Origin of the sequence: Methylobacterium oryzihabitans (assembly GCF_004004555.2) — a bacterium.
GTDB lineage: Bacteria > Pseudomonadota > Alphaproteobacteria > Rhizobiales > Beijerinckiaceae > Methylobacterium > Methylobacterium oryzihabitans.
The window spans coordinates 106,444-132,035 of the sequence record NZ_SACP01000009.1; the positions used below are offsets into that span (position 1 = coordinate 106,444).

The following is a 25,592-nucleotide window of genomic DNA, read 5'->3' on the forward strand; positions in this document are numbered from 1 at the left end:
GCGATGAACGACGGATCCTGGCACCTCATCGACAACCTGACCGTCAACGCGGCGGCCTACCTCGACCATTATCCTGTGGTGAGCAAGGCGGCCATCGCGCTCACCCTCGCGGCGGGCTGCTACGCGGTCGTGGCCGCGCGCGCCTGGTCGGTGTCGGTCTGCTCGGACCGGAGCTTGCGCCGGATCCTGCACCTCTGCGGCGTGGCGGGCGGCGGCTGCCTGTTCCTGACCGGGCTGCTCTACGACAGCCTGACGCGCGGGCTCGACGGCGCGATCACGTCCCTGCCGCTGATCTACGCCTACTACCCGGCGTCGATCATGCTCTCCTGCGCCGCGATGGTGTTTGCCCTCGCGCAGGTCTTCTGCGCTCTGCACGTCCGCCCGGCGCCACTCATGCGGGGCATCATCCCGGGACTGCTCGGAGCCTGGCTCTTCGCGCTCGCTGTGCCCGTCTACCAATTCTCGGTCATCCTGCGGGGTGTCCAATGAGGACGGCCGACAAGTTCTGCGACTTGGCGGGCTTCGACCCGGAGCGCGAGGAGGCGGTGGTCTACGCCCATGACGGGTCGCAGCTCACCCTGATCGAGATCGACGGCATCCGCTCGATCGTCTCGGCCGAGGATTACCTCGTCAACGTCGTCGAGCGCTTCGCCGGCGGGATCGCGCAGATCCTCAAGCGGCCGGGGCACCAGATCACGATCTCCTACGAGTCCTCGCTCAACACCGCCAAGGTCATCGATCCCTTCGTCGAGCGCCAGGGCCGGCGCTCCCGCCAGAAGGGTTTGTCGGTCGAGGCGCTGATCGAGGAAGGCCGGACCGTCCTGGAGGAGCGTGCGCGCTCCGAGACGATCCTGCTCGCCGCCTGGACCCGCCCGACGGCCGGTACGCCCGAGGAGGTGCGCCGCGAGCGACGTGACAACCGCAAGGCCTGGCAGGAGCTGCCCCCGGCCCGCGACGCGCAGAACCCCTACCTGCGGCTCGGCGCCCTCGACGGCGTCCACGCCGCGTTCGTACGTCGGGTGGTGGAGGCGCTCGGCGAGGCCCGCCTGCAGGGCCGGATCCTGGCTCCCGACGACAAGGGGCGTCGGCGCGACCTCGAGCAGATCCGGGCGGCGGTCCTCTACCACGAGACCCCCGACGGCTGGACGCCCTACGGACCTGGCACCCGGCGCTACCCGGGCGCCAAGGAGCGCCACGACGATGACGTGAGCGAGTTCTTCACGCCGACCGTCGCGCGCCAGATCATGACCTCTAACGCGCAGGCCGCGAGCAACATGCGGGCGCTGGACATGGGCGGGCGCCGCTACGCGCTCGCGGTCATGCGGATGTTCCCCTCGACCATCCTGCCATTCAACCGGCTGCTCGACTCGCTGCTGGAGAGTTCGTCGCGCTCCGCCGACATGCCGTTCCGGGTCTGCTTCCACCTCGAGGCTTTGCGCGATGCCGATGTCGGCTTCCGGCTCAGGAAGGTGTTCGCCGGCCTCCTCGCCTTCGCGAGCCCGAGCAACAAGAACCTGTTTCGGGCGCTGCGCCAGCTCGAGGAAGTGGTTCAGAAGGACGGCGAGGCGATCGTCAAGGGTCGGGTGATCGCCACGACCTGGACTGAGCCGGGCGAGGATCCGGGGCTACTGGAGCGGCGCCGCTCGTACCTGATGAGCGGGATGATGACCTGGGGCGAGGCGGTGATGACCGATGCGCCCCACAACCCGCTGCGGGCTCTGTGCGAGACGGTGGCCGGCATGACGGTCCAGGCCGAGGTTCCGCCGGGCTCGATCGCGCCGCTCGGCGACCTCGCCGCCCTGCTGCCGTTCCACCGCACGGCGCCGATCTTCAAGCAGGGCCAGAGCATGCTGGTCACGCCCGACGGCAAGCCGGTGCCCTACGAGGCGCTGTCGCCCGAGCAGTTGTTCTGGCTGACGCTGATCTACGCCACGCCCGGCTCGGGCAAGAGCGTGCTGATGAACCGGCTTAACGTCGAGTTCGCGGCGTTCTCGGCCGGCGCGGCGCTGCCGTTCCTCGCCGTCATCGACGTCGGCGTCAGTTCGTCGGGGTTCATCGAGCTGGTGCGCAACGCGCTCCCCCCTGAGCGGCGGCACGAAGCGTACTACGTGCGGCTCCTCAACACGCCGGATTACGCGGTCAACTTCCTCGACCTCGGGCTCGGCCGGCGCATGCCGCTCGAGCGCGAGAGGAGCTTCATCGAGAACTTCCTGACGACGCTCCTCAACGTGTCGAACCCGGAAGTAGCGCTCCTGGTCCCGCGCCTGATCTCGCGGGTGTTCCAGCTCAAGAGCGACCTCCAGTTCTCGTCCTCGCCGGCGGTCTACCAGCCCGACGTCGACCCGGAGCTCGACCGGATCATCCACGACTTCGGCATCGCTGTTCCCGACAAGGCGCGGTGGTGGAGCATCGTCGACGCGCTGGTCGAGCGCCGGCTCTTCAACGCGGCGCAGCGCGCGCAGCGCTACGCGATGCCGGTGCTGGAGGACTTCGCCCGGGTACTCGCCGAGCCGATCATGGTGCAGGATTTCCCTGCCGAGCTGATCCGCCACGTCCAGCGCTCGCTCGAGTCCGCGATCGAGAAATTCCCGATCTTCGCCCGGCCGACGAGGCTCGACCTCGGAGAGGCCCGGGTGGTGTCGATCGATCTCCAGGATGTGGCGCAGCGCCACAAGTCGCCGGAGGCCGAGCGCAACAACGCGCTGATGTTCATGATCGCGCGACACGTCTATCTCTCGAAGATCTCCGGCTTTGCCGAGGAAATTGCGAAGATGGATTTTCCTCCCGAGGACAAGATCAGGTCGGAATACGTCCGGTACTGGGAGGCGCGCTACGCCGAGGTGGCGGAGACGCCCAAGCGGCTGTGCATGGACGAGTACCACCTGACCGGCGGCGTCGAGACGATCGCCCGGCAGGTGAAGTCGGACGCCCGCGAGGGCCGCAAGTGGGGCCTGGAGCTGATCCTGGTCTCGCAGCTGCTCGCCGACTTCGACACGCTGGCCGACATGGCCTCGACCGTGCTCGTGCTCAACGCCGACTCGAACGAGATCCGCGAGCAGGCGCGCAAGACCTTCGGGTTCGATCAGGCGGTGAAGTCCGCGCTCGAGCGCCAGGTGCACGGCCCGCAGGGGCGGCGCGGCGCGAACCTGCTGGCGCGGTTCAAGCTGCGCGAGGAAGAGCGCTGGATCATTCTGAACAACTCGCTCGGGCCCCGGATGCTGTGGGCCCTGACCACCAAGGCGGAGGACCGCCTGGTGCGCGACGAGCTGTACCGCCGCATGGCGGTCAACGATGCGCTGCGCATCCTCGCTTCCCGCTTTCCCGATGGCACCGCCATCGAGACGTGGAGCCGGATGTCCGCGCTTGCGCGGTTCGGTGAGGACCGGATCGCAAAGACGATCGTCGATCAAGTGTTGGGGGAAATCATGAGCGAAGCTCAGCCCCAGATCGGCCGATCCAGAACCGCAGCATGACGATGGAGGCTTCCATGAACTTCAAGGATATGTACTACCACGCGCTCGCGACCGCGACGGTCATGGGCTGGAGCACTGTCTCGGCCCTGGCTCAGGCGACGGGCGGCACCTCGGGCGATCCGTCCGCGCCGATCGAATTTCTCAAGAACTCGCGCTCGAAGGCGGCGAGCTCGTCACTCAACGCGTCGTCGATCGCCACGGGCGGCAACAACGCCGGCATCGTCATCTCGATCATCTTCGCGGTGATCGGCATCGGCCTTGCCGGCATCTCGGGCGTGAAGCTCTACAAGTCGTCGCAGGACGACAACGCCCGCGAGGATAGCGGCCGGTCGATCGCCGGGATCGTCGTCGGCTCCGGCGTCACCATCCTGGGCGTCATCATCGGCGTCGTCACCACATACATGACCGGGTCCGGCACCTGACCTGACGGTCGACCCGGCCGGTACAGCGTGACACGACGACAGCGCCGAGCGGGCCCACCGCTCGGCGCTTCTTATTGAGCGACCTCAGTAGGTCGTGATCGCAGACTGCAAGTTTGGATCGACGTGGCGAAGCCACGTGTAATCCGGGAAATGCAGCCTGTGCGCCGCGAGGGCCGCGGCAGCGAGCGCCGAGACGACCGAGGCGAGGTCCTCCTTTTTCTCGAGCACGGCATGAACCTGGAAAAGCGGAGCGTCACTCCGGCCGGGCCGTTCGGTGATCGCCTGGAGCAGGGCGCCGTACAGGGTCGGCAGGAGGGCGGCAGGGTGCTCTGCCAGGGGATTCACGGCGTGGCGGTCTGCGGCAGCCCTGACGGCCTTCAGGACGGCTTCGCGGGCCTTGCGATCGGCGAGGGGAGCCACCGCGTCGATCGTCAGGAAGAGGGCGCCGGCGAGGTGCCAGGGAATGTCGTCCAGCACCGTCTCCACGGCCCTGGCATTGAGGAGGTCGCGGACCCCCTTGAGAGGGTTGGAAACGTCCGGCTGGGCTGGGAACGTCTCCTGGTCCGGGTCGACCAGCGGCACCGGCCGCACCAGCCGGTCGGCCGGAACGAACCGACTGATGATTTCCGCCTTTCCGAAGCCCTGGCGCGGAAGGGTGATGAGCTTCTCGATGTGGTCCCGGCTGCGTTTGCGCCACGCGAGGAAGCCGATGAGCGCCGTGAGCAGGGCGGCCACCAGGCCGAAGGGAGCACTCGACTGGTAGATCGACACGAACGCGAACGGCTCGCCCGCCGGCGTGCCGGTGAAGTACCGGCCCCAGCCCGTGAACCGCCACAGGGTCGCGCTCTCGAGCAGCCGCAGGGCGGCATACATCCGGCCGAGGACCGGAGAGAACGTCCACCATAGCAGGCTGAGAACGCCCATCGTCGAGAGGGAGACGACGGCAAGGGTGATGATCGGTCCGGCCGAGATCGACTCGACCGGCTTGCGATGCAAAGCCTTCATACGGACCGTCCGAGCTGAGGCTCTTCCTGGCCGAGCGTCTTCTGCTGGGCGAGTGTCTGCTGACGATCGTCGGCCACCAGGACGTCCATCATGGGCTTCAGGACGGCGCGGATTTGCTCAAGATCCTGACCTTTCGGCAGGAGGCTCTTGGCCTCGGTGTCGCTGCCCTGGACCAGGATCGCTGAGCCCTCGCGCCCGAAGCGCTCGATCAGGCTCTTGTCGATCTGGCGCACCTCGGCGGCCAGCCCCGGGTCGGCGACGATCTCCCGGGCCGGTCGGGTCTTCAGCGCTTCGGCAAGCGCCGGGCTCGGACCCGGGATCTCGATGCGGTTGCGCGTCACGTCCTCGGGTCGCTGGCCGGAGAGCATGAGGTAGCTCGCCGGGATCAGCACCCGGCCCACGACCTGGCTTCGCGCGACCTCCTCGCGCGGCTGGTTGCGGTCCAGGCCCTCGTCGCTGCGCAGCACCCGCACGTCGACGCGCGCGTTGTTCTCCGGCATCACCCGGAACGAGGCGAGCGGCACCGCCGCAATCTCGCGGTCCTGACGCACCAGGGCGTGGTGGTAGCTCGTGGCGACCACCTGGCCCCGGACCTGGGTGCCGGGTTCGGGCAGGACGATGCGCGGCGCACCCATCAGCCGCGTCGCCTCGAACGCCTCCGCCGACAGGCGGCCGAGGACCGGATGAGCGCGCTGCTCCTCCGAGTACCGCGCATTCCGCACCATCTCCGCCAAGGGCTGGATCTGGCCGCGGGTGGCCAGCACGAACTTGTCTCGGGTCTCGCTCGGCACCCGGTTGATCAGGGCCTGGTCGAGCGGCTGCTTATGGTGGCGGGCGTACTGCTCCATGAACGCCAGCAGCGTGCGCGTGTTGCCCTCCCGGAACGGGTGGGCCTGGAACAGCGTCGCCATGTTCTGGGCCAGGCGGATCGCCGGCCGGCTGTCCTTCAGGTTCCCTGGCTCTTCGCGTGCCAAGCTCGACAGGGCCGACCGCATCAGGCCGTCGATCTGCGCCGGCGGCGCGTAGGCGACGCTGCGGCCGTTCAGCACGATCTCGGGCTTCCAAAGCTCGACCGTGCGGGTCTCGCCCGCCCACGGGTAGACCTCAGCGAACAGCCGCTTATGGATCGCCGCGAAATGCGCCTGGTCGAAGTTGCCGAGCACCGGCTCCTTGAGCATCTGGCGCAGGGCCTGGAACGAGACGATCTGCTCGCGCTCGGCCAGGGCCTCGGGATCCCGGATGCCGGCGTTGTTCCTGAGGGTATCGGTGCCCTCGTAGACGTAGGGATCGCCGCTCACGCCACCGCTCCCTTGGCTCGGGCCCGGCGCGCATCGAGGGCCTGGAACACCTCGTCGTTGGTCACGAGGCCGGCCCCGGCGAGGAGCGCGCCGAGCTGGACGCGCAAGGACATCCCGTTGCCCGATCCGAGCATGATGGCTGCCGCCTGCTCATCCTCGGGGGACATCAGCGCGATGACGAAGGGGGCGAACTCACGCTCGTCGACGCCCGTGGCGAGAGCCTCGAGCAGGGTGAGGGCGTCCTGGCGTTGGGTCACCAGCGCCGGCAGGTCGCGGAAACTCATGGGTGCGGTTCCTCGGTTCTAGCCCGGCCGGTCCGGCTCGCAGGCAGCGACTCTCGATCCGTCCTTCAGACGGCCAAAACTCTCGGCTGTCCTCTCTCTCCTACCCTTACCCATAGTCGCCGCGGCGCCAATACGGACCGCGTGTCGTAGGCGTCACAGCGGAGACCGGAGATAGTTCTAACGGGCAAGTTTCAGGAGCCGATCCAGGAAATAACGGGGCCTCAGACCGTCAACCCGAGATCAAGGTCACGGTCGAGCTCCTTGCCCTGCTCCAGGGTTTGCTGAGGCTGCACGTCGAGGCGCTGGTCGAGCTCGCGGCGCAGGACCGTGGCGATCAGGTGATCCAGGCTCCCCTCCTTGAGGTAGGAGGCGACGAACCCACCGCCCGACAGGATCTCGCGCTCTTCGCTCGAGAGCCACTGCGCCGGGCCGAGGCCCTTGTCCGGCGAATGCCCGATCGCGCCGGTGGCGCCGAACCGGCGGGCAACGGCGCTCGCGAATGCCTCGATCTCCGCCCGCTGCTCGGACGTCGCAACAGACCGCGCGACGACGGCATCGAAGGCCCGTGGGTCCGAGCCCGGTGTACGGGCAATCTGAGCCAGCGCGGCCGAGGCGGCCGGCGACAAGCCGGGCACCTCGATCGCGATGCGTCGGCGGTATCGCACTTCCTCCGGACGTGCGTTCTCGATTTCGGCGGAATACTGGTTTTTGAGGTTGATGGCGGCCCCTCTGATGGCGTCATACGACGCCACGGCTTTCTCGCGTTCCTCCTTCTCCGGCTTCGGCACGAACCAGCCCTTGCGGCCCCGCAGACCGCCATAGGTTTCCGGGTCGGCCAGCAGTTCGTCGATGCGCGAGGTGTAGCCTTTTCCGGGCGTGCGAAGCTGGGCGTAGATCGCCTTGAATAGGCCTGCGGGATCCTTGACCGCCGTGCGGATCGAGGATCGCAGCGAGGCGAGTTCCTGCTTCAGATCTCGCTCCGGATCGACGCGATATGCGAGGGCTGCATCGACGGCGGTCTTGTCGAAGGGAACGGCAGCGAGGAATGGCTTGAGCGGGATCGCTTGGGCGGCAGGCTCTCGGGTCTTCAGCGGAACGTTCTCGACGACGGCGGGCCGGGTCGAGGCGAGTGCCTGCCAGGCGGCGGCAAGACGAACGGCCGCACCATGCAGGCGGCGCCAGCGCACCTGGACCGTCACGATCATCGACCGCGCGCGCTTCACCAGCGCGGGTGTGAGGGCCGCGTGACCGTTGAGCCCGCGGCGTTCCGCGAAGGCCGAGGCGAGGGCACGCAAATCCTGTGGCCGCACCCGGTCGGCGACGTCGGTTTCCGCGTTCTCCAGCCGGGCGAGAGCCGCATCGAGCGCGGCCAGGGCTGGCGAGCCGGATGGGTCGGTGACGCTGGCATCGGGCTTCCGGTCGGGGCCGATCGCAGCCGCGTCACCGTCTGCCTCGAGGCGACCCGCGAGCGCCGAGAGATCCCTGGCGATCCCCTTGCCATCAAGCAGCGGGAGATCGCTCGCGCGGCCCCGGACCGCCTCGCCGTCGATCGACTCCGGCGGCCGCGTCAGCGCGACAGCGGCCTCACGGAAAGCGGCCTCGTCGACGTAATCCAGGGTCGAGGCTTTCGAACCGTCCCGCGACAACCGGCGCGACAAGCCGTCGAGCGCAGCCGCATCGAGAACGCCCCGTGACGGCGCCGCTCCGAGCTTGGCTTTGCGCCAGTCCGGAATGAAGTCGGCGTGCGCACCGTGGAGGATGACGGTGTGGCGGTGACGCGTCATCGCCACGTATGCCAGATGCTGATCCATGCCGGGCGTGGCCAGCACGTGGACCCGATCGAGCGTCGCGCCTTGGCTCTTATGGACGGTGGCCGCGTAGCCGTGATCGAGGTTGCGATAGACCTCGGCGTGGACCTCGATCCGCTCGCCGTCACCTCTGCCGGCCCGATCGAGCTTGACCGTGAGCCGGCCGCTCGACGCGGCCTCGACGGTTGCGAGCATCCCGTTCTTCACGCCGAGCTGGCGATCGTTCTCGAGGAACAGCACGCGGTCGCCGGGAGCGAACATCCGCTCGCCGCGTGCCGTGATGAACCGGGCCTCATTCTCCAGCATCCCGTCGGCCTTGAGCGCCGAACGCGCCAAGGCGTTGAGGTCCAGAACGTCGACGTTGGTCTGGGCGAGGATCAGCGTCTCGGCCGGCCTACCGTCAGGCTTGAGGCCAAGGTAGTCCGGTTTCCAGGCCGCGATCAGGGCCTCGCGCGCGCCCTCGCGATCGGCTGAGAACCGCACCATCCCGGCTTCGCTGTAAACGCCGAGTCCCGCGGCCGCCTCGCCTCTGGCAAAGGCCACGCTTGCCCGCCGCATCGCCGGATCGACCTGACGCCAGATCTCGGAGAGCTCGGCGTAGCCGATCGTCTCGGTGATCGCCCGGAAGCCGGCGCCGGCCTCGATCGGCTGGAGCTGCTGGGCGTCACCGACCAGGACCAGCTTGGCGCCGCGCCGCTCCACCTCCTGGACGATCCGCGAGAGCTGCTCGGAGGCGACCATGCCGGCCTCGTCGAGCACGAACACGTCGCCGGATTTCAGCAGGTCGCGCTCGTGCTTCCAGGCGAGTTCCCATGATGCCAACGTGCGGCTCGCGATCCCTGCACTCTGCTCCAACCCCTCAGCCGCCTTGCCGGCGAGCGCCCCGCCGACGACGGCGTGACCGGCACCGATCCAGGCCTCACGGGCAATGCCGAGCGTGGTCGATTTGCCCGCGCCGGCAAACCCGACCACGGCCGCGATCCGCTCGGGCGCCGTGACGTGGCGGACCGCCTCACGCTGCTGCTCGGACAGTTCCGGGCGGGCCGCAATGGCTCGTTCGAGCGCCTGCGGTGACACCCTGTGACCGGCATCGGCGTAAAGCCGGCCGGTCGCCGCCTGCATTAGGATCTCGGCTTGAAGCAGAGCCCTCGTGGTCCAGCGCGCCGGCGACACCACGTGCCCGCTCTCGGGATCGAACACCTCCTCGGCGACCGCGACGAGTTCGGGGGATTGGCCGAGCCTGAGCCGCACCGCCTCGAAGGCGGCCGGGTCGTCGATGTAGCGGAAGACGGCGCGGGCGATGTCGCGTTCGTCGAAGACCGACTTCTCGCGTGAGAGGATCGGCAGCAGCTTGTCCGGATCGGCGATGATCGCCTGTGCATTGCGGATGCGCTTCTGCTTCTCTTCCTCGACCCGATCGGAGACGGTGCCGCGCAGGTTGGAGGCTTGGACGCCGATGTGCTCGGTCGGCTCGATCCGGATGCCGGCCTCGACGTGCGATCGATGGTCGATGCGCAGGTCCAAGCCTGCGGCTGCGAGGTGGGTGTTCGTCACCTCCGCCCACGAACGGCGCCAGGGGACGAGGTGCTTCATCGGCCCGGCTAGGCGCTCGTAACGAGGCTTGCCGTCCTCCCGGTAGAGCACGTTGCCGGCGCGATCGCGGGCGAAGTCGAACTTCGCACCGAAGCCGTCCTCGGTCAGCATCCTGAGCGGGACCATGACGTGGATGTGCGCGTTGCCTGGCGCGTCGTGCAGGGCCCAATCCGCGACGTAGCCCTTCGCCGTGATCTCCGCCTCGACCCAATCGCGGGCAAGGGCGACGTTCTGATCCAAGGTCAGCTCATTCGGCAGCGCGATGTTCATCTCCATCGCGAACCCGGTGCCCTTCAGCCCCTCCTTCCGCTCGACGGCGTTCCAGAGATAGGCCGAAGCTCCGTTCTCGCTGCGGCCGTCGATGCCGGTGCGAAACCAGGCTGGAACCTCTGCGGGCAAGCTCAGCTCGGTATGGGCGACGAACTGCTTGCCCTCGTAGGTAATGACCTTGCCGTCACGCTCGCGGGTCATGGTGGCCGCGCGCCGGTAGGCGGCGGAGGCGACGGCACTCCGGCCGGCGCCGCTGCTGATGACCTGAGCCGAGAGGTGATAGATGGCCATGCGAGGGTTACCCGAGCTTGGCCATACCAGCTAACGCAGGGAAATGCAAATTTCCCCATAAGTGCGCCCATTCGTAAAACTCAGGGGACTTTGCGGAGGCGCTTCGCGCCGTAGTTCCGCTTAAGAGAGGCCCCTGCGGGGCCGGAACCTGCTGCCCGGCAAAGCCGGCCAGCGCGCCCTTCCTGCGGGCGCGATCGCCGGAGGTATCAGGGCAACGGGAACGGGAGGCCCGATCGAACTGGCCTCCGCGCTCCGGCGAAGGTCGCGCCGCCGGAAGGGGAGAGGAGAGGCCTGAAGCTCGGCCATAACCTTGGCCGCCGAAGGTCAATCGTCCGGCTCATGATCGGCGACCCGACTGGGCCACCCCACGCCATTCTAAGTCTAACATCGCGGAAAGTGTGACGTTGGGACCACGGGTCCTCGCGTCCCGAGCCTGATAACGCTTCGGCGTTCTGACGCAGCGTTTCCCATTCATTTTGCGGATGTTAACCAGTGCTGTCCAACCGAATGGGAACGGAGCATCCATGGCCAGACCAAAGTCGCGCGAGGCGATCCTCGGCGAGATCCAGCAGCTCACCATTTCGATCGATGCGCTGAAGAAGAAGCTCACCGAACATGACAAGGCCGAGGCCGCGCGGATCGGTGGCCTGGCGATGAAGGCCGGTCTCGGTTCGATCGCCATTCCCGAGGAGGTTCTGACCAAGGCCTTCGAGGAACTGGTGGCGCGATTTCGTACGGAATACCCGGAGGTGGCGCAGCCCACGGCAACGAGAGGTCGCAGAGCTCGAACGGCTCCAGAGAATGCTGGTGCTGAAGCGGAGTGAGGAGCGCACGCGGGACGCGCACCAGAAGATCAAGCTCGGCGGCCTGATCGTCAAAGCCGGGCTCGCCGACATCCCGACCAACGTGCTGCTCGGTCTGCTGGTCGAGGGCCGCGAGCGCATTCGCGACCCTGCCGTCGAAGAGCGGCTCGCCCGCCTGGGGGATAAGGAGTTCACGAAATGAAGTGGATCAACGGGGTCATCGTCGTCGCGATCGGCCTGGCGCTGCACCTCACGTTCAGCCTGTTCCTTGCCCCGCTGGTCGGCGCCTTCTACGTCATCGAACCGGGCCACACGATGATGGCCCACGCCATGCGGGTGGCCGCCGTGGCGTTCCCCGCACTGGTGCTGTTTGCCGCTTCGGGCCTGACCCGGGCCGGCGACAGCGGCCGCGTGGTCGCAAGCTTGTCCTCGCTGTTCCTGATCGCTCTTTGCGCTTGGACGGTCCGCGAGGAAATTGCTCGTCTGAGCGCGCTCAACCCGCGAGCCGACGCCCGCGCACTGCTCCGCCAGGCTGACATCCCGCTGTTCTGCGCGGTGTGCTTTGCGGGCTTCGTCGCCTTCATCGCGCCGGTCGTGTCACTGGTCCGGGTCCGAAAAACTACGCGCGGCTACAGCAAGCCGGTCCGGTCGAAATCCGCAGCCCATGGCGACGCCGAATGGGCGCCGATGAAGCTCGCCGGTGAGCTGTTTCCGGAGGATGGTGCGCTGGTGCTCGGAGAGCTGTACCGGCCCGATCTCGACCCCAGGAACACCTCGCGGATCTTCAAGCCAGGCGATCGCAGGACGTGGGGCTCCGGCGGGCGCAAACCGCTGATGGGGTTCAATGCCGATCTCGGCTCTGGGCACGGGCTGATCTTCTCGGGATCGGGCGGGTTCAAGACCACCGGTACCGTGATCCCGATGCTGCTGTCGTGCCCCTGGAATGCCGTCGTCCTCGACCCCTCGACCGAGTTGCATCCGATGCTCGCCGAGTATCGAGAAACGATGCGTGGTCCGAGCAACCGTCGGCGGGTGTTCTGCATCACGCCGACGGATCCCAAGAGCGGGTTCAACGTGCTCGACTGGATCGGGCGGGGTGAGAACTCAGCCGAGAAGGACATCGCCGCCGTGGTCGGCTGGATCGCCACCGGCCAGGTCAAGCGCGCCGATCCCAACGACTTCTTCCGAAACTCGGCGCTCCAACTCATTCGCGGGGTGCTCGCCCATATCTGCCTCAACCGGGGTTTCGATGCGACCCGGCCGCGCACGTTGCGCACCCTGCGCGAGCTGATCTCGCAGGCTGAGCCTGACTTCCTGGAGTACCTGAGCCGGATCCTCAGGGCCGAGGAAAAGGACTCGTTTGCCGCGCTGGCGCTGGGCCCGTTCAAGTCGATGACGCCTCAGACATTCTCCGGCGTTTACGCCACCGCGGCCGATCTCACCAACTGGTTGTCGTTCAAGGAATACGCCGCCATCGTTTCGGGCGGGAAGTTCTCCAGCCTCGACCTTGTCGAGAGCGATATCGACGTGTTCGTCGCGCTCGACCTTCAGACGCTTCAGGATTACCCGGGCCTTGCCCGGGTCATCATAGGTGGGCTGATGAACGCGCTCTACCATGCCAACGGTGAGGTGAAAGACCGCGTCGCATTTATCCTCGACGAGGCTGCACGGCTCGGCAACATGAGCCTGCTCGAGGTCGCCCGCGACGCCGGCCGCAAGTACGGCATCGTGCTCGTGATGGTGTACCAGGCGCTGGGCCAGCTTCGCCAGCAATGGGGCGACAAGGATGCCGTCTCGGCCTGGTTCGAGTCGACCTCGTGGCAGAGCTTCTCGGCCGTCACCGACGTCGAAACGGCCAAGGCGCTGTCGGAGCGCTGCGGGTACTTCACGCAGGAGACCATTTCGTTCAGCCAGCAGGCTCGTTCGGGCGGCAAGGGCTCGGGCGGAGTGAGCGTGTCGGCCTCGACCTCGCTCCACAAACGGGCGCTCATTATGCCCGATGAGATCATCAACACCATGAGGCGCGACGAGCAGATCCTGTGCGTGCCGGGCATCGAGCCGATCCGCTGCGGACGCGCGATCTATTTCCGACGCGACGACATGAAGAAGCTCGTCAAGGAGAACCGCTTCTTCGCTCGTGAAAGCCAGGAAGCGGATGATTACCGAACCGAGATTGAGGCGAGCCAACAGGCGGCCTGACGGGCCGCTCGCCGCGTCGCCGGACGCGGCGAAACCCGTCCAATCGGACGGTTCGGCGGGCGCCCGAACGGGTGCCCGCCGAAGGCTTGTCCCGCGCGCTACGAACCAGGGTAAGGCACCCCGATCTCCGGGGTAGAAGGCCGCCCGTTGGGCGGCCCTGGAGGAGGGGGTTTTAGCCCTCCGGGGTGAGCTGGGCGACCCGGGTCTGGGCGGCCTTCAACTCGGCCTGAATGGTGCGCCGCTCGCGCGGGCAGGAGATGGAGGCCAGCTCGGCCTGGAGTTCCGCAACGTGGGTCACGAGGGCGTAGCGGGCGTGGGCGGGGAGGGTCGAGGTGGGGCGCGGCATAGGCTGGGTTCCTGTGGCGCTCGGGACCGTCCCTGCGCGATGCGACCCCCCAAACAGGCGGCGGCTCCGCCTGCACCCCGCAGGGGCCGGAGCGCAGCGGAGGACCGGCCGGACTGACGATTTTGTTTCGCGAGGAATGACGCGAAGCGGCAGGGGAAAATCGTCTGGCCGGACGGTTGCGGGCGGAGACGCCGTCTGTTCCCTTGTCGCCATCGTGTAGGGACGGTCCGACGCTGTGGCGAACGTCGGCGCCGCGCTTCACCGCCGGTTCCGCTTGGGGCGGATCGACCGGACGCCGGGCTTGCCGGATGGGGCGCGGTGGCCGGCTCGTGACCCTCGCCGCTGCTCCAGTTTGGCGCGGGAGGGCGCCTTCCACCGCGCCGCCGCCGCTCGTGATGGCGCCCACTCCGGACGCCTCCAGCCTCGCGGCCTGACCAGGAAGGCTGCCCTCGCCGGGGAGGAGCGCTTCCAGCCTGACGCCGATACCTCCACGATCCGGTTACCGCTTAAAGCCGAGCTTCTCGTTCTCCCGAAAACGGCGAAGGGTCAGCTCATGCCGACCCTCGTGGCGGCTCGTTTAGGCCCCCGGTGGGAGGTCGTCGTTCGCGGCCTGGACCTCCTCGAGGCATTCCGCCACGACCCGCCGCGCGGCAAGGTCGGTGAGAGAGTTCATCTCCGCATTCATTGAGGCCAGGATCGCCTGGAGGTTCGCGCGAAGACCTGTCTGAGGGATTTTGGTGGAGAGGAGCATCGGGTTGGTCTCCCTGGCGCTCGGGACCGTCCCGGCGCGATGCGCCCCCCCAAACAGGCCACGGCGCCGCCCGCACCCCGCAGGGGCCGGAGCGCCGCGGAGGACCGGCCGGACTGGCGATTTTGTCCCGCGAGGAATGGCGCGCAGCGACAGGGGAGAATTGTCCGGCCGGACGGTTGCGAGTGGAGACGGGGTCTGTTCCCTCGTCGCCATCGTCGTTGGACGGTTCGGCGCCGTCGCGAACGACACTGCCGCGCCTCCTCGCACGCCATCCGCAAGGGGTGAATCAGCCGTATGGTGGGCTTCGACGGATGGGGGGTGTGATCGTCTCCCACCCCTTGCCGTTGCTCTGGATCTCCGGATTGTAGTCGGCTGACGCACAGCACGGCGTCTCGCATCGCGCCGGTTCCGGACCCTGCGAGCCTGGCGGCTTGACCAGGCGCTTGGCTCTCCTAGGGGAGGGGCTGTTCAGACCCGGCATTGAGGGGCTTGGCTTCAGTGCTGACCCCGCCGTCTCGGCGTGCTACCTTGCGGCATACCGGCACAACTCAGGGGCAATCGTGGCCGCCAACCCACTCGCGCCGTTCACCTCCCCCAAGGCCTCCACCGCGCCTCTTCCGGGGTCTTCCTGGATGACCATCAAGGCGATTTTTGAGGGCTCCACCTCGCTTCGGTTCGAGGTCGGCGAGCCCACGGATCTCCGCCTTACGCTGACCTTCGGGGCAGGGTTCGTCTCGGCCACCGGCATCGACGACATCGGGGAGCTGATCGAGGGTTTCCAGCTTGACGGTAAGGCCATCGGGTTTTGCGACCGCTCCAGCTTCACGTTGGTCCAGACCGGTGACACTGTCATCCACCGTGACCCCGATCAGCTGATCCCCATCCCCCGCGGGGCCTACGATCGCCTGGCTGCGCTCGTGACCGATCTCATCCGGGATCGGTGCGTGCAGGACGTCTTCGAAGAGGCCTGTCTGCGGCTCGCCAAGGAGGCCCGGGAGGCCGCCTGGCTCCCGAGCCACGACGGGGGATAGCGGCCCGATCACGGACCGCCCGTCCGCGGGGACCGGCGCTCACGCGCCGGCCTTCACGTTCCGCTGGACGGGGATACCCTTCGCCATCGCCTTGTCGGCGAGGTTGTCGGAGATCCCGCCGCCCGGGAAGTGCACGATCCCGATCGGCGCCTGCTCCAAGATCTGGTCGTTGCGCCGGAAGGGCGCCGCCTTGCTGTGGCGCTTCCAGTCCGGCTTGAACACCACCTGGGCGACCTTGCGGTTCTCCGCCCACTTCGCGGCGATCAGCTCCGCGCCTTCGCCGCCACCGTGCAACAGCACCATGTCGGGGTACTTGGTCCTGACGCGGTCCAGGGTGTCCCAGATCACCGACACCTCCTGGAACTGCTTGCCGCCCGTGAAGGCGATCCGGGTGCCCCGCGGCAGGTGGATCTCGGTCTCGGCCCGGCGCCGGGCGCTGATGAAGTCGCGGCTATCGATCATCGCCGCGGTCATCGTCGCGCGGTTGACCTGCGAGCCGGAGCGCGGGCGCCACAGCGACTTGGTGATCCGGGTGAACCGGTGGGCGGCGGCGTCGCGGGCGTACTCGAAGGCGTTGCGGCGTTCCGAGAGCGTCATTCCAAGGGCGACGAGCCGCTCCAGCTCGACCGACAGCACCTCGCTGCCGTCCTGCTCCCGCTGGCTCTGGCGCTGCGCCTGCTCGTTCTCGTCGAGCTTGCGATCGATCGTCTCCACGCGGCGGTGGAAGACGTTCACGACCCCCCACAGCACGTCCTCGAGGTCGTCTTCCAGGCGGGTGCCGGCGAAGGCCTCCTCGAGCGCCGACATCCCGATATAGAGGGCATGGTTCAGCTTGCCGGAGTGGGGCAGGGGCCGGGGATCGTCGTGCTCCTCGAACGGGCGGTAGGCGGTGGCCGCGAGTTCCTCGAGCAGGGTCGGATCGGCGGCCAGGTCCTCGTCGAGGTCGGGGGTGAGGTGGTCTAGCATCGGAGGCTCCTCTGGGATCCGGAGGGCTCGCGTCCATCGCGGCCTTCATGGCGACCCAAGGCCGGGCTCGGGGGCCTGGCGCACCCGCGCGACGAGGATCCGCATCGCACTCTGGCGATGCGGCCGCGCGGGCCGGAGCGGAGCGGAGGACGGCTCTACGGCCGTCGATTTTGTTTCGCGATGCAAAGCCGCCCTCGGGCGGCGGCGGAAAATCGTCGGATGCCGGCCGTTGCGCCCAAGGTCCCCCGACCTGGCACCCGTCGCCCTCTCAAGAAGGCCGTGGACGCTGGCGCTCTCGCGGCCCGTGACTGCCTCTCGGGCTGGTTCACACCAAGAGGGAAGCGGGTCACGCCGCCAGGGCATCCTCGAACTGGAGGTGGGCCACTGCGTCATTCGGGTCGAGCTGGGGCGCGAGATGCAGGGCGAGATCCCGCGGGCCGATGTGGCAGAGGTCGGTGTTGAAGTCGTCCTCGCGGGGATCCAGCTGGCTCACCAGGATACCCGCAGCCTCGGCGCGCCGGCGCAGGGTCGCGGCACCGCTCTCGCCGGCTGGATCGGCGTCGCGGGCGATGTAGAGGTGGCGCAAGCCCCGAGGAAGGACCAGGGCGGCGAGGTGAGCCCCCGACAGGGCGGCGACATGCGGCACGGCTGGCAGGACGCGCTGGACCGACAGCACCGTCTCGACGCCCTCGCCCGCCACCATCAGGTCGGACACCGTACCGGGGAAGCGCACTCCGTGGCCGAGCTGGTTGCCGAGGGTCCGCCGCGGGTTGCGCACCGCAGCCTTGCCCCGGCCGTCCGGAGCGAGCCAGGTCCGGCCGACCGCCGTCACGGTGCCCGACAGGTCGGCGACGCTGGCCAGCAGGGCCGGATGATAGGTGTCGGGGCCCGGGGGCTCCTTGGCTGAGGCCGGTACAGGCATCGCGGGTGGAACCGCAGGGCAAGCTGGTCGACCGCGTGCTCGAGCCCGCGTGAGCGCAGGTAGGCCGCCGCAACGGTGCCGGGAACAGGCCGCCGTAGCCAGCATGCGGCGAGCCGGCTCGACCGTGTCGCGCGCCTCGGGGAGCGGGCGTGTCCGTTGCGGCACAGGCGGCTGGGTAGGGTGCCGGTGGCTTTGACACCATGGAGGCCGACTGCGCCGTCTCTCCGGAACTTCCTCGCCCTCGCATAAGGGGGGCGTATGGAACCAGGAACTGGTATACCGCTGATGTAGCCGGCGCCTCCGATGCAACAGAGATCTACGAGAGCGCGATCGTGTCGGCGATCTTGGTCGCCGCTGGTGAAGCTCAGGACTGAGAAGAGGCTAACAGGGCATTGGCGGAACTGGTATTGCAATATTACGTTTTTTTGTGGCCGAGTTTTTGATCTCTTGCTATTTCTGAGCGTCTTGCGGCATAATTAAGAGGAACCATGGGATAATCATCGGGTAGACCCCATTTCGCACGATACTGATCCGGTGAAAGATTTCTGCTCGCAAGATGACGCTTAAGTAGTTTGTAACGTTTTCCATCCTCTAGGCTAACAATATAATCAGAATTTACCGTATTTATTGATGATAAAGAATGTTTATTTTTCGTATTATAGGAATTTATAACGCTGATATTATTTAATGCTACATAAATATTTGCTATAAGACATGGCAAATCGGATGATTTTATATAATGATTTTTTACATAGCTGACTATTATTTTCATCAGACCATTCATCTGCTCTTCGTATCGATCAGACTTTACATTATCATAAAACATGAGAGATCCTGCAAAATAATTTACATAATATCATGATTGCTATCAAGATTTGATCCACTCAGGCTCATCTACGGGATCAATATTAAGATTGACAACTATTTCTTCTGGACCGCTCCGGACAAGCGCGCAACGCAGATCCTCCTTGTCAGAGGCATTGAGCTCTTGATGCGGCAACCACGCTGGCACTTGCAGAAAGTCACCAGGACCAGCTTCGGTGATGAACTCTAGCCGCTCACCCCAACGCATAAGCGCACGTCCGGAGATAACGTAGATCACGCTTTCCAGCGGTCCGTGATGATGGGCGCCTGTGATCTCGCCAGGTCGGATATGGTTGGTTCCGGCCCACAGCGCCTGCGCGCCCGTCCGACTGCCGCTCAGGGCAACCTGGCGGTTCATGCCCTTGGTTTCGGGGGTGTCGCAGCTCTGCAGGGCGGCCCGGACAACACGAATGCCCTGATTGCGCCAATCGGGGGAGAGGGTCGGCGGGCCTTCATTAGCGGGCATAAGATCCTCCTTGACGCTCTGGTCTCCGCTCTATGGTCTGCGGCTCCAGATGGAACTGGCTCAGGGGGTACGCGTGCAACGGATCACCATCACGATCGAGGATGATCTCCTAGGCGAAATCGACAAGATTGTGGAAGGTCGTGGCTATAACAGCCGCTCGGAAGCCGTGCGCGACATGGTTCGCGACCACATCGCCCACCGCAAAATTACAGAACTTTCCGAAATTTCCTGCTATGCAACACTGACTTACATTTATGAGCATCACGTGCGTGATCTACCGAACCGGCTCGCCGATATTGGGCACCATCATCAGGGTCTCGCGATCTCCACGCTTCACCTGCACATCACCCATGAGAGCTGCCTCGAAGTCGTGGTCCTGCGCGGGACCGTCAGCCAAGTCCGTGCGTACGCCGATGAAGTGACGACCCAACGCGGGGTCACCCAAGGAAGGCTTCACATCATGGCGGCGGAGTCCATACTCCATGCACATTAACTAGGCAGAATGCCCACGATCTGCGCGGTTCAGTATGATCTTTTCAGTTTTCCTCATACCGCCCTGTGTTACCAAAGGCCACCCCTGCTGGAAGGAGTGGCCGCATGCATCTCGCCCCCCATGAGGTCGACAAGCTCACGCTCATGTCGATCGGTCTGTTAGCGCAGCGGCGGCTCGCGCGCGGCTTGCGCCTGAACCATCCCGAGGCCGTGGCGCTCATCGCTTTGGTGGTCCTGGAGCTGATCCGAGACGGCAAGCACTCGGTCCCAGACCTCATGGAGATCGGTGGCAAATTGCTGGGCAGACGTGAGGTGCAGGCAGGCGTGCCCGAGCTGCTGGGTGAGGTACACGTTGAGGGGACTTTCCCCGATGGCACCAAGCTCGTGGCTATTCGTGCGCCCATCACGCAGGACGAAGGCGACCTCGTCTTGGCGTTGCATGGTAGTATGCTGCCTATCCCTGATGCGTCGTTGTTCGGTCCGACCATGCATGCGATGGTTGGAGAAATCACGACGCCGGACGGAGTGCTGATGCTCAATGCCGGCCGGCATACACTTACGATCAGCGTTACCAATACGGATGAGAGGCCGATCCAGGTCGGCAGCCACTTCCATTTCATCGAGTGCAATCCGCGCCTGAAGTTCGATCGGGAGCAGGCGTACGGCAAGCGTCTAGATGTGCCTGCCGGGACGGCAATCCGTTTCGAGCCCGGCGAAACCAAGACGGTGGCGCTGGTCGACATTGCCGGCAACAAGGTGATCCGCGGCGGCAACAATTTCGCGAACGGCACCGTGGGCAGCAGCAACAAGGCGGGCACGCTGGCGCGGATCAAGGCGCGCGACGCGGCCGTCCAAGGCTGAGGGGGCAGGCATGGCTTACGAGATCAAGCGCAGCGACTATGCCGCCCTGTTCGGACCGACCACGGGTGACAAGGTGCAACTTGGCGACACCTGCCTCACCTTGGAAGTCGAGAAGGACTTCACGGTCTACGGCGACGAGTGCGTGTTCGGCGCGGGCAAGGTTATCCGCGACGGCATGGGCCAAGCGTCAGGCGTCGACTCGTCTGTGGCGCTCGATTGCGTCATCACCAACGTGCTGATCGTCGACTACAAGGCTATCGTGAAGGCCGATGTCGGGATCAAGGGCGGACGCATTGCCGGGATCGGCAAGGCCGGCAACCCGGACGTGATGGCGGGCGTCGATCCGGACCTCATTATCGGCGTCAACACCGAGGTGATCGCGGGCGAGGGGCTGATCCTCACGGCTGGCGGCATCGACACGCACTTCCATTACATCTGCCCGCCCCAGCCGTACAGCGCGCTTGCTAGCGGCGTCACCACCCTGGTTGGCGGCGGCACGGGGCCAGCCACGGGCTCTTTGGCTACCACCTGCACGCCCAATCCGAACTACCTGCGTCTGATGATGCAGGCGACTGATGCGATCCCGGTCAACTTCGTATTCACTGGACGAGGCAACTCGGCCAAGCCGGACGGCATGAGGGAACAGATCCTGGCTGGTGCCGGCGGCCTCAAGCTGCACGAGGATTGGGGCACCACGCCCGCTGCGATCGATACCTGCCTGTCGATGGCCGATGATCACGACATCCAGGTCACGATCCACACCGACACGATCAACGAGAGCTGCACGGTCGAGGACAGCATCAAGGCTTTCGGCGGCCGGACGATCCACACCTACCACTCGGAAGGGGCCGGCGGCGGCCACGCGCCGGACCTCATGCGTGTGTGCAGCGTACCGAACATCCTCACCAGTTCAACCAGCCCGACCAACCCCTACACCATCAACACGGTGGCCGAGCATCTCGATATGCTCATGATCTGCCACCACCTCGACAAGCGCATTCCCGAAGACGTGGCCTTCGCCGCGAGCCGCATCCGCGCCAATACGATCATGGCAGAGGGCTGGATGCACGACATTGGGGCCATCAGTATGATGACCTCGGACAGCCAGGCGATGGGCCGGGCGGGTGAGGTGATCACGCGCACCTGGCAGATCGCCGACCAGATGAAACGTCAACGCGGCAAGCTGCCGGAGGACGCGCCCGGCAACGACAACTTCCGCATCAAGCGTTATATCGCTAAATATACTATCAATGGGGCGATCGCCCACGGCATGTCCCATCTGCTCGGCTCGATCGAGAAGGGCAAGTTTGCGGACCTGGTGCTTTGGAAGCCGGCGTTCTTCGGGGCGCGACCCGAGATGGTGCTGAAAGGCGGGTTCATCGCCTGTGCGCAGATCGGCGACGCCAACGCTTCGATCCCGACCCCGCAGCCGCAGTTCATGCGGCCGATGTTCGCCAACGTCGGCAAAGCGGTAGGACCCAGCTCGATCCTGTTCGTTAGCGCGGCCTCGCTGAGCGAGGGCGACGTCAAGAGCTACGGGTTGGAGAAGCGCCTCGAGCCGGTGCGAAAGTGCCGGGGCCTTAGCAAGGCGGATATGAAGCTGAACGATGCGCTCCCAACGATTACGGTTGATCCCAAGACATACCGCGTCACGGCCGATGGGGAGGATATCGTGACGGAGCCGGCAACGGTGGTGCCCCTGGCGCAGCGGTATAGCATCTTCTAATTGCCGCCCGTTGCACAATTGATCGTGTTTGAAGGGCGACGCGCATGATGACCCGGTTCTAAGCGTGAAGGCGCCCTTCGATGACGGGGCGCCGCTGGTCGCTGAGGGCCCGTTTGACTAATTGCGACGGTCGCGCGTTGTCTTCGGCAGGAGGAGCCGATGTGGACGCAGGCCGATCGCGATCTTTACGGACGACGGTCGTCCCTACGGCTACCTGCACCCGATCCCCGAGGAGGTGACCCGCCGGCCGAGCACGAGCACGAGCACAAGATCATCCCGTTAGTGTGATCTTTTCGCATCTTCATCATACTGCCGGTGTGCGACAAGGATCGGGACTGCCGCGCTCCCCGACGACGACTATGCCGCCTCGCTCCTCCAGCCGACCATTCCCGCTCCGAGACCGCCTCGCGCTGTCCATGCTCAGCCCGCTGCTGATCGGGGCTCCGTGCGCCTGGGCGGCGCCTTCATCGACGACGGCACCGAACCAGAACATCGATCTTGCCGAGATCGAGGTCGCTGCTGCTCCCGCCAGACCCGGAAACCCAGGCGCCAGCGCGGGCTACGTCGGAGGCGTCAGCGGCATCGGCGGTGGCCTCCGCCCTGTCGATGCCGCCAGCGCTGGGATCATCTCGGGGGCGCAGATCAACAGCCGCCCCGTCACCCGTCCCGGCGAGGTGCTGGAGGAGGTACCGGGCCTCATCATCACGCAGCACTCGGGAGAGGGCAAAGCCAACCAGTACTTCCTGCGCGGCTTCAACCTCGACCACGGCACCGACATCGCCATCCACGTCGACGGCATGCCGGTGAACATGCGCACCCACGCCCACGGCCAGGGCTACGCCGACCTCAACTTCCTGATCCCCGAACTCGTCGGCGCGGTCGAGTTCCACAAGGGCCCGTACTTCGTCCGCGACGGCGACTTCGCCTCCGCCGGCTCGGTGCGGATCGACTACCTCGACAAGCTCGACCGCAACCTCGCACTGACGACGCTGGGAAGCTTCGGCTTCAGGCGCGGGCTCTCGGCCGCCTCGGTGCCGCTCGGCGCGGGCAATCTCCTGGTGGCGGGCGAGGCTCAGACCTACGACGGACCGTGGGTCGTGCCCGACGCTCTGCGCAAGCTCAACGGCGTCGCCCGCTACAGCCAAGGCACCGCGACGGACGGCTTCGCCGTCACCGGTATGGCCTATTGGGCGAAGTGGAACGCTACCAACCAGATACCCGAGCGGGCGGTAGCGGAGGGGATTATCGGCCGCTACGGCACGTTGGACCCGACCGATGGCGGCGATACCGGACGCTTCTCTCTCTCCGGGCGCTGGAGCCAGTCGGATGCCGGCGGCATCACGCGGGCCTCGGCCTACGTGATCCGCTACCAGATGAACCTCTGGAACAACTTCACCTACTTCCTCAACGACCCCATCAACGGCGACCAATTCCGCCAGCGTGATGCCCGGGTCCTCGGCGGCGGCGAGATTTCACGGGTCTTCCAGGGCGACCTGTTCGGGTTGCCGATGGAGAACGAGATCGGCATCCAGACCCGCACCGACGACATCCGGGTCGGCCTGTTCAACACCACGGCGCGGCAGTACCGATCGACCGTGCTCGACGACCGGGTGCTGGAAGCGAGCGCCGCTTTCTACTACGAGAACCGGGTGCGCTGGACCGACTGGCTGCGCACCAGCGTCGGCTTCCGAGCAGACGGCTACTATGCGAACGTCCGCTCCGACACGCCGGCGAATTCGGGCCGCGCCCGCGACAGCATCGTCAATCCGAAGCTCGGGGCGGTGTTCGGGCCGTGGGCGGATACAGAGATCTACCTGAACTATGGCGGCGGCTTCCACTCGAACGACGCCCGCGGCGTCACCGCGACGGTCGATCCAGCGAGCCCGTTGTTCAACATCAGCCGCTCGCCCTTCCTGGTGCCTTCGACGGGCTACGAGGTCGGCATCCGCAACCGCTCGATCGCCGGGCTGGAGACCAGTCTCGCCCTGTTCCGTCTCGACTTCGCCTCCGAGAACCTGTTCCAGGGCGATACCGGCACCACGGAGCCGAGCCGCCCGACTCGCCGCTTCGGCATCGAGTGGAGCAACCACTACGCCGTCACCCCCTGGCTGCGGCTGGAGGGCGACCTAACGATCACAAACGCGCGCTTCTCCGACCGCGATCCTGTCGGCCAGCGGGTGCCGGAGGCGCCGACCACGATCGCGTCGGCGGGCATCACGTTCGGCGAAGGTCAGGGCTGGTTCGGCTCGCTGCGCTTCCGGTACTTCGGCCCCCGGCCACTGATCGAGGACAACTCGGTGCGCTCCAAACCGACCGCGCTCCTCAACGGCAGGATCGGCTACGCTTTCGATAACGGCGTGAGCCTCGCGCTCGACGTGCTCAACCTGACGAACGCCAAGGCCGATCAGATCACCTACTACTACGAGTCCCGCTTGCCCGGAGAGGCCGCGGCCGTCGCCGACCGGCATTTCCACCCCGTCGAACCGACAGCGGTGCGTCTGACCCTCGCGGGGCGGTTCTGACGGGCATTCCTGGCTGAGACGAGCCCTACCATCCGGAGTGGATCCTTGCTGCCCAATCCCTTCGACGATCAGCCCGCCCATCTGCGGGCGAAGGTCGGGCTCGCCTACGCCGTCCTGATCGCCGCCAACATCGCGGCCTGGATCGCCGCCTTCGTGGTGTTCGCCAACCAGCCCATCCTAATGTCGACCGCGCTCCTCGCCTACAGCTTCGGCCTGCGCCACGCCTTCGACGCCGATCACATCGCGGCCATCGACAACGTCGTGCGCAAGCTCATGCAGGAGGGCAAGAAGCCCTACTCGGTCGGCCTCTTCTTCTCCCTCGGCCACTCGACCATCGTCATCCTGGCCTCGGGCCTGATCGCCGTGACGGCCGCGGCGATGAAGGACAGTCTCGAAGAGTTCCATGGCCTCGGCGGGTTGATCGGCACGGCAGTCTCGGCGACCTTCCTGATCGTCATCGGCATCGCCAACCTGTTCATCCTGCGCGGCGTCTGGGCTGCGTTTTCCCGCGTGCGCCGGGGCGGTAAGGTCGTGGACGAGGACCTGGATGCGCTGCTTGCCGGGCGCGGGCTGCTGGCGCGCGCGTTCCGCCGGGTCTTCGGCGTCGTCTCGCGCTCCTGGCATATGTATCCGATCGGCTTCCTGTTCGGGCTTGGCTTCGACACCGCGACAGAGGTCGCCTTGCTCGGCATCTCCGCGACGCAGGCCACGCAGGGCTTGTCGTTCTGGGCGATCCTGATCTTCCCGGCGCTGTTCACCGCGGGCATGACGCTCATGGATACCACCGACAGCGTGCTGATGACCGGCGCCTACGGCTGGGCGCTCGACAACCCGATCCGCAAGCTCTGGTACAACCTGACCATTACTGCGGCGTCCGCGACGATCGCGCTGTTCATCGGCGGCCTGGAGGCCCTGGGCCTGATCGGCGATAAGCTCGGGCTTGAGGGCGGCCTGTGGCGGGTAGTAGGCACGCTCAACGACAACCTGGGCGAGGCTGGCTTTGCCGTCGTCGGGATCTTCGTCCTGGCGTGGATCGCCTCGGTCATCGTCTACCGCGCCAAGGGGTACGATCGGCTCGAACCAGTCCGGTGAACGCCGCCGAGATCGCGCACGGGCTGGCGGCGCCCGGGGCGCGGATCTAGACGAGCATCGGCGCGAGCTATGCGCGGCGGATCACGTTCGTATGGGTATACCCTAAC

General features: G+C 66.3%; 22 protein-coding genes and 1 pseudogene. 12 read left to right on the forward strand and 11 right to left on the reverse strand.

Annotation, left to right across the window (positions count from 1 at the left end):
* The first annotated feature begins 3 nt into the window (after nt 1-3).
* Genes EOE48_RS11105 through EOE48_RS11115 form a run of 3 tightly spaced genes read left to right on the forward strand, consistent with a single transcriptional unit; the run spans nt 4 to nt 3,895 of the window.
* Entirely contained in the window at nt 4-489 is a 486-nt protein-coding gene (locus EOE48_RS11105) for a hypothetical protein (protein ID WP_127728894.1), read from the forward strand.
* Nucleotides 486-3,473 (forward strand): hypothetical protein, encoded by a 2,988-nt coding sequence (locus EOE48_RS11110; RefSeq protein WP_127728896.1) that lies wholly within the window; start codon nt 486-488, stop codon nt 3,471-3,473. Before EOE48_RS11105 ends, EOE48_RS11110 begins: the two co-directional genes overlap by 4 nt.
* Nucleotides 3,474-3,487: 14 nt before the next feature.
* Nucleotides 3,488-3,895: a hypothetical protein gene (locus EOE48_RS11115; protein ID WP_245238640.1), complete on the forward strand. Its 408-nt coding sequence runs from the start codon at nt 3,488-3,490 to the stop codon at nt 3,893-3,895.
* A gap of 84 nt (nt 3,896-3,979) precedes the next feature.
* Here the strand turns inward: EOE48_RS11115 and EOE48_RS11120 are convergent, their stop codons facing one another.
* The 4 genes from EOE48_RS11120 to traA all read right to left on the reverse strand — a co-directional run bounded on the left by EOE48_RS11120 (nt 3,980) and on the right by traA (nt 10,444).
* The gene (locus tag EOE48_RS11120; protein WP_127728898.1) at nt 3,980-4,900 is read right to left on the reverse strand and encodes a hypothetical protein; all 921 of its coding nucleotides are present in this window, start codon (nt 4,898-4,900) and stop codon (nt 3,980-3,982) included.
* A complete protein-coding gene (locus EOE48_RS11125) occupies nt 4,897-6,198 on the reverse strand; it encodes a Fic/DOC family protein (protein ID WP_127728900.1) in 1,302 nt (433 codons plus the stop codon). The genes EOE48_RS11120 and EOE48_RS11125 overlap by 4 nt, the downstream gene beginning before the upstream one ends.
* Nucleotides 6,195-6,482, reverse strand: coding sequence for a hypothetical protein (locus EOE48_RS11130; RefSeq protein WP_127728902.1), 288 nt, complete (start codon nt 6,480-6,482; stop codon nt 6,195-6,197). The genes EOE48_RS11125 and EOE48_RS11130 overlap by 4 nt, the downstream gene beginning before the upstream one ends.
* Before the next feature lie 221 nt (nt 6,483-6,703).
* Nucleotides 6,704-10,444 (reverse strand): Ti-type conjugative transfer relaxase TraA, encoded by a 3,741-nt coding sequence (traA, locus tag EOE48_RS11135; protein ID WP_127728904.1) that lies wholly within the window; start codon nt 10,442-10,444, stop codon nt 6,704-6,706.
* A gap of 524 nt (nt 10,445-10,968) precedes the next feature.
* On the opposite strand from traA, the gene EOE48_RS11140 reads away from it, so the two are divergent.
* Genes EOE48_RS11140 through EOE48_RS11150 form a run of 3 tightly spaced genes read left to right on the forward strand, consistent with a single transcriptional unit; the run spans nt 10,969 to nt 13,446 of the window.
* Nucleotides 10,969-11,268 (forward strand): TraC family protein, encoded by a 300-nt coding sequence (locus EOE48_RS11140; protein WP_127728906.1) that lies wholly within the window; start codon nt 10,969-10,971, stop codon nt 11,266-11,268.
* On the forward strand, nt 11,246-11,449 hold the full coding sequence (locus tag EOE48_RS11145; RefSeq protein ID WP_246154148.1) for a conjugal transfer protein TraD: 204 nt from the start codon (nt 11,246-11,248) through the stop codon (nt 11,447-11,449). The genes EOE48_RS11140 and EOE48_RS11145 overlap by 23 nt, the downstream gene beginning before the upstream one ends.
* Nucleotides 11,446-13,446: a type IV secretory system conjugative DNA transfer family protein gene (locus tag EOE48_RS11150; RefSeq protein WP_127728908.1), complete on the forward strand. Its 2,001-nt coding sequence runs from the start codon at nt 11,446-11,448 to the stop codon at nt 13,444-13,446. The genes EOE48_RS11145 and EOE48_RS11150 overlap by 4 nt, the downstream gene beginning before the upstream one ends.
* A 172-nt stretch (nt 13,447-13,618) precedes the next feature.
* Here EOE48_RS11150 and EOE48_RS29155 read toward each other — a convergent pair whose 3' ends face one another.
* Both EOE48_RS29155 and EOE48_RS29160 read right to left on the reverse strand, forming a co-directional pair.
* The gene (locus tag EOE48_RS29155; RefSeq protein ID WP_167350030.1) at nt 13,619-13,792 is read right to left on the reverse strand and encodes a hypothetical protein; all 174 of its coding nucleotides are present in this window, start codon (nt 13,790-13,792) and stop codon (nt 13,619-13,621) included.
* Between the two features lie 577 nt (nt 13,793-14,369).
* Nucleotides 14,370-14,543: a hypothetical protein gene (locus EOE48_RS29160; protein ID WP_187371383.1), complete on the reverse strand. Its 174-nt coding sequence runs from the start codon at nt 14,541-14,543 to the stop codon at nt 14,370-14,372.
* Nucleotides 14,544-15,175: 632 nt separating this feature from the next.
* On the opposite strand from EOE48_RS29160, the gene EOE48_RS11155 reads away from it, so the two are divergent.
* The gene (locus EOE48_RS11155; protein ID WP_127728910.1) at nt 15,176-15,574 is read left to right on the forward strand and encodes a hypothetical protein; all 399 of its coding nucleotides are present in this window, start codon (nt 15,176-15,178) and stop codon (nt 15,572-15,574) included.
* A 39-nt stretch (nt 15,575-15,613) separates the two neighbouring features.
* Here the strand turns inward: EOE48_RS11155 and EOE48_RS11160 are convergent, their stop codons facing one another.
* From EOE48_RS11160 to EOE48_RS11175, 5 genes and pseudogenes are all read right to left on the reverse strand, one after another.
* Nucleotides 15,614-16,540: a DUF2493 domain-containing protein gene (locus tag EOE48_RS11160; RefSeq protein WP_127728912.1), complete on the reverse strand. Its 927-nt coding sequence runs from the start codon at nt 16,538-16,540 to the stop codon at nt 15,614-15,616.
* Nucleotides 16,541-16,886: 346 nt separating this feature from the next.
* Complete coding sequence (locus tag EOE48_RS30475) at nt 16,887-17,243, reverse strand: toprim domain-containing protein (protein WP_425463651.1); 357 nt, start codon at nt 17,241-17,243, stop codon at nt 16,887-16,889.
* 81 nt (nt 17,244-17,324) lie between these two features.
* Nucleotides 17,325-17,875 (reverse strand): annotated as a pseudogene (locus tag EOE48_RS30480) (DUF7146 domain-containing protein); the annotation flags it as partial.
* Between the two features lie 2 nt (nt 17,876-17,877).
* Nucleotides 17,878-18,246, reverse strand: coding sequence for a Ros/MucR family transcriptional regulator (locus tag EOE48_RS11170; RefSeq protein WP_127728914.1), 369 nt, complete (start codon nt 18,244-18,246; stop codon nt 17,878-17,880).
* Nucleotides 18,247-18,330: 84 nt separating this feature from the next.
* Nucleotides 18,331-18,792: a cupin domain-containing protein gene (locus EOE48_RS11175; RefSeq protein WP_127728916.1), complete on the reverse strand. Its 462-nt coding sequence runs from the start codon at nt 18,790-18,792 to the stop codon at nt 18,331-18,333.
* Nucleotides 18,793-18,865: 73 nt separating this feature from the next.
* Between EOE48_RS11175 and nikR the strand changes: the two genes are divergently transcribed.
* The 5 genes from nikR (at nt 18,866) to EOE48_RS11200 (ending at nt 25,485) form a co-directional block, all read left to right on the forward strand.
* Complete coding sequence (gene nikR / locus EOE48_RS11180) at nt 18,866-19,285, forward strand: nickel-responsive transcriptional regulator NikR (protein WP_127729061.1); 420 nt, start codon at nt 18,866-18,868, stop codon at nt 19,283-19,285.
* Between the two features lie 104 nt (nt 19,286-19,389).
* Nucleotides 19,390-20,145: an urease subunit beta gene (ureB, locus tag EOE48_RS11185; protein ID WP_127728918.1), complete on the forward strand. Its 756-nt coding sequence runs from the start codon at nt 19,390-19,392 to the stop codon at nt 20,143-20,145.
* A gap of 10 nt (nt 20,146-20,155) precedes the next feature.
* Nucleotides 20,156-21,871 carry an urease subunit alpha gene (gene ureC, locus EOE48_RS11190; protein WP_127728920.1) on the forward strand — a complete coding sequence of 572 codons (1,716 nt, stop codon included), beginning with the start codon at nt 20,156-20,158 and terminating at the stop codon, nt 21,869-21,871.
* Nucleotides 21,872-22,287: 416 nt separating this feature from the next.
* The gene (locus EOE48_RS11195; RefSeq protein ID WP_127728924.1) at nt 22,288-24,393 is read left to right on the forward strand and encodes a TonB-dependent receptor; all 2,106 of its coding nucleotides are present in this window, start codon (nt 22,288-22,290) and stop codon (nt 24,391-24,393) included.
* A 45-nt stretch (nt 24,394-24,438) separates the two neighbouring features.
* Complete coding sequence (locus EOE48_RS11200) at nt 24,439-25,485, forward strand: HoxN/HupN/NixA family nickel/cobalt transporter (RefSeq protein ID WP_127728926.1); 1,047 nt, start codon at nt 24,439-24,441, stop codon at nt 25,483-25,485.
* Nucleotides 25,486-25,592: the final 107 nt, after the last annotated feature.

What these genes read in the sequence shown, in the direction of transcription:
- EOE48_RS11105 (WP_127728894.1), top strand. Translation starts at nt 4, where the DNA reads ATGAACGACGGATCCTGGCACCTCATCGACAACCTGACCGTCAACGCG.
- EOE48_RS11110 (WP_127728896.1), top strand. Translation starts at nt 486, where the DNA reads ATGAGGACGGCCGACAAGTTCTGCGACTTGGCGGGCTTCGACCCGGAG.
- EOE48_RS11115 (WP_245238640.1), top strand. Translation starts at nt 3,488, where the DNA reads ATGAACTTCAAGGATATGTACTACCACGCGCTCGCGACCGCGACGGTC.
- EOE48_RS11120 (WP_127728898.1), bottom strand. Translation starts at nt 4,900, where the DNA reads ATGAAGGCTTTGCATCGCAAGCCGGTCGAGTCGATCTCGGCCGGACCG.
- EOE48_RS11130 (WP_127728902.1), bottom strand. Translation starts at nt 6,482, where the DNA reads ATGAGTTTCCGCGACCTGCCGGCGCTGGTGACCCAACGCCAGGACGCC.
- traA (WP_127728904.1), bottom strand. Translation starts at nt 10,444, where the DNA reads ATGGCCATCTATCACCTCTCGGCTCAGGTCATCAGCAGCGGCGCCGGC.
- EOE48_RS11140 (WP_127728906.1), top strand. Translation starts at nt 10,969, where the DNA reads ATGGCCAGACCAAAGTCGCGCGAGGCGATCCTCGGCGAGATCCAGCAG.
- EOE48_RS11145 (WP_246154148.1), top strand. Translation starts at nt 11,246, where the DNA reads ATGCTGGTGCTGAAGCGGAGTGAGGAGCGCACGCGGGACGCGCACCAG.
- EOE48_RS11150 (WP_127728908.1), top strand. Translation starts at nt 11,446, where the DNA reads ATGAAGTGGATCAACGGGGTCATCGTCGTCGCGATCGGCCTGGCGCTG.
- EOE48_RS29155 (WP_167350030.1), bottom strand. Translation starts at nt 13,792, where the DNA reads ATGCCGCGCCCCACCTCGACCCTCCCCGCCCACGCCCGCTACGCCCTC.
- EOE48_RS29160 (WP_187371383.1), bottom strand. Translation starts at nt 14,543, where the DNA reads ATGCTCCTCTCCACCAAAATCCCTCAGACAGGTCTTCGCGCGAACCTC.
- EOE48_RS11155 (WP_127728910.1), top strand. Translation starts at nt 15,176, where the DNA reads ATGACCATCAAGGCGATTTTTGAGGGCTCCACCTCGCTTCGGTTCGAG.
- EOE48_RS11160 (WP_127728912.1), bottom strand. Translation starts at nt 16,540, where the DNA reads ATGCTAGACCACCTCACCCCCGACCTCGACGAGGACCTGGCCGCCGAT.
- EOE48_RS30475 (WP_425463651.1), bottom strand. Translation starts at nt 17,243, where the DNA reads ATGGTGGCGGGCGAGGGCGTCGAGACGGTGCTGTCGGTCCAGCGCGTC.
- EOE48_RS11170 (WP_127728914.1), bottom strand. Translation starts at nt 18,246, where the DNA reads ATGAATGGTCTGATGAAAATAATAGTCAGCTATGTAAAAAATCATTAT.
- EOE48_RS11175 (WP_127728916.1), bottom strand. Translation starts at nt 18,792, where the DNA reads ATGCCCGCTAATGAAGGCCCGCCGACCCTCTCCCCCGATTGGCGCAAT.
- ureB (WP_127728918.1), top strand. Translation starts at nt 19,390, where the DNA reads ATGCATCTCGCCCCCCATGAGGTCGACAAGCTCACGCTCATGTCGATC.
- ureC (WP_127728920.1), top strand. Translation starts at nt 20,156, where the DNA reads ATGGCTTACGAGATCAAGCGCAGCGACTATGCCGCCCTGTTCGGACCG.
- EOE48_RS11195 (WP_127728924.1), top strand. Translation starts at nt 22,288, where the DNA reads ATGCTCAGCCCGCTGCTGATCGGGGCTCCGTGCGCCTGGGCGGCGCCT.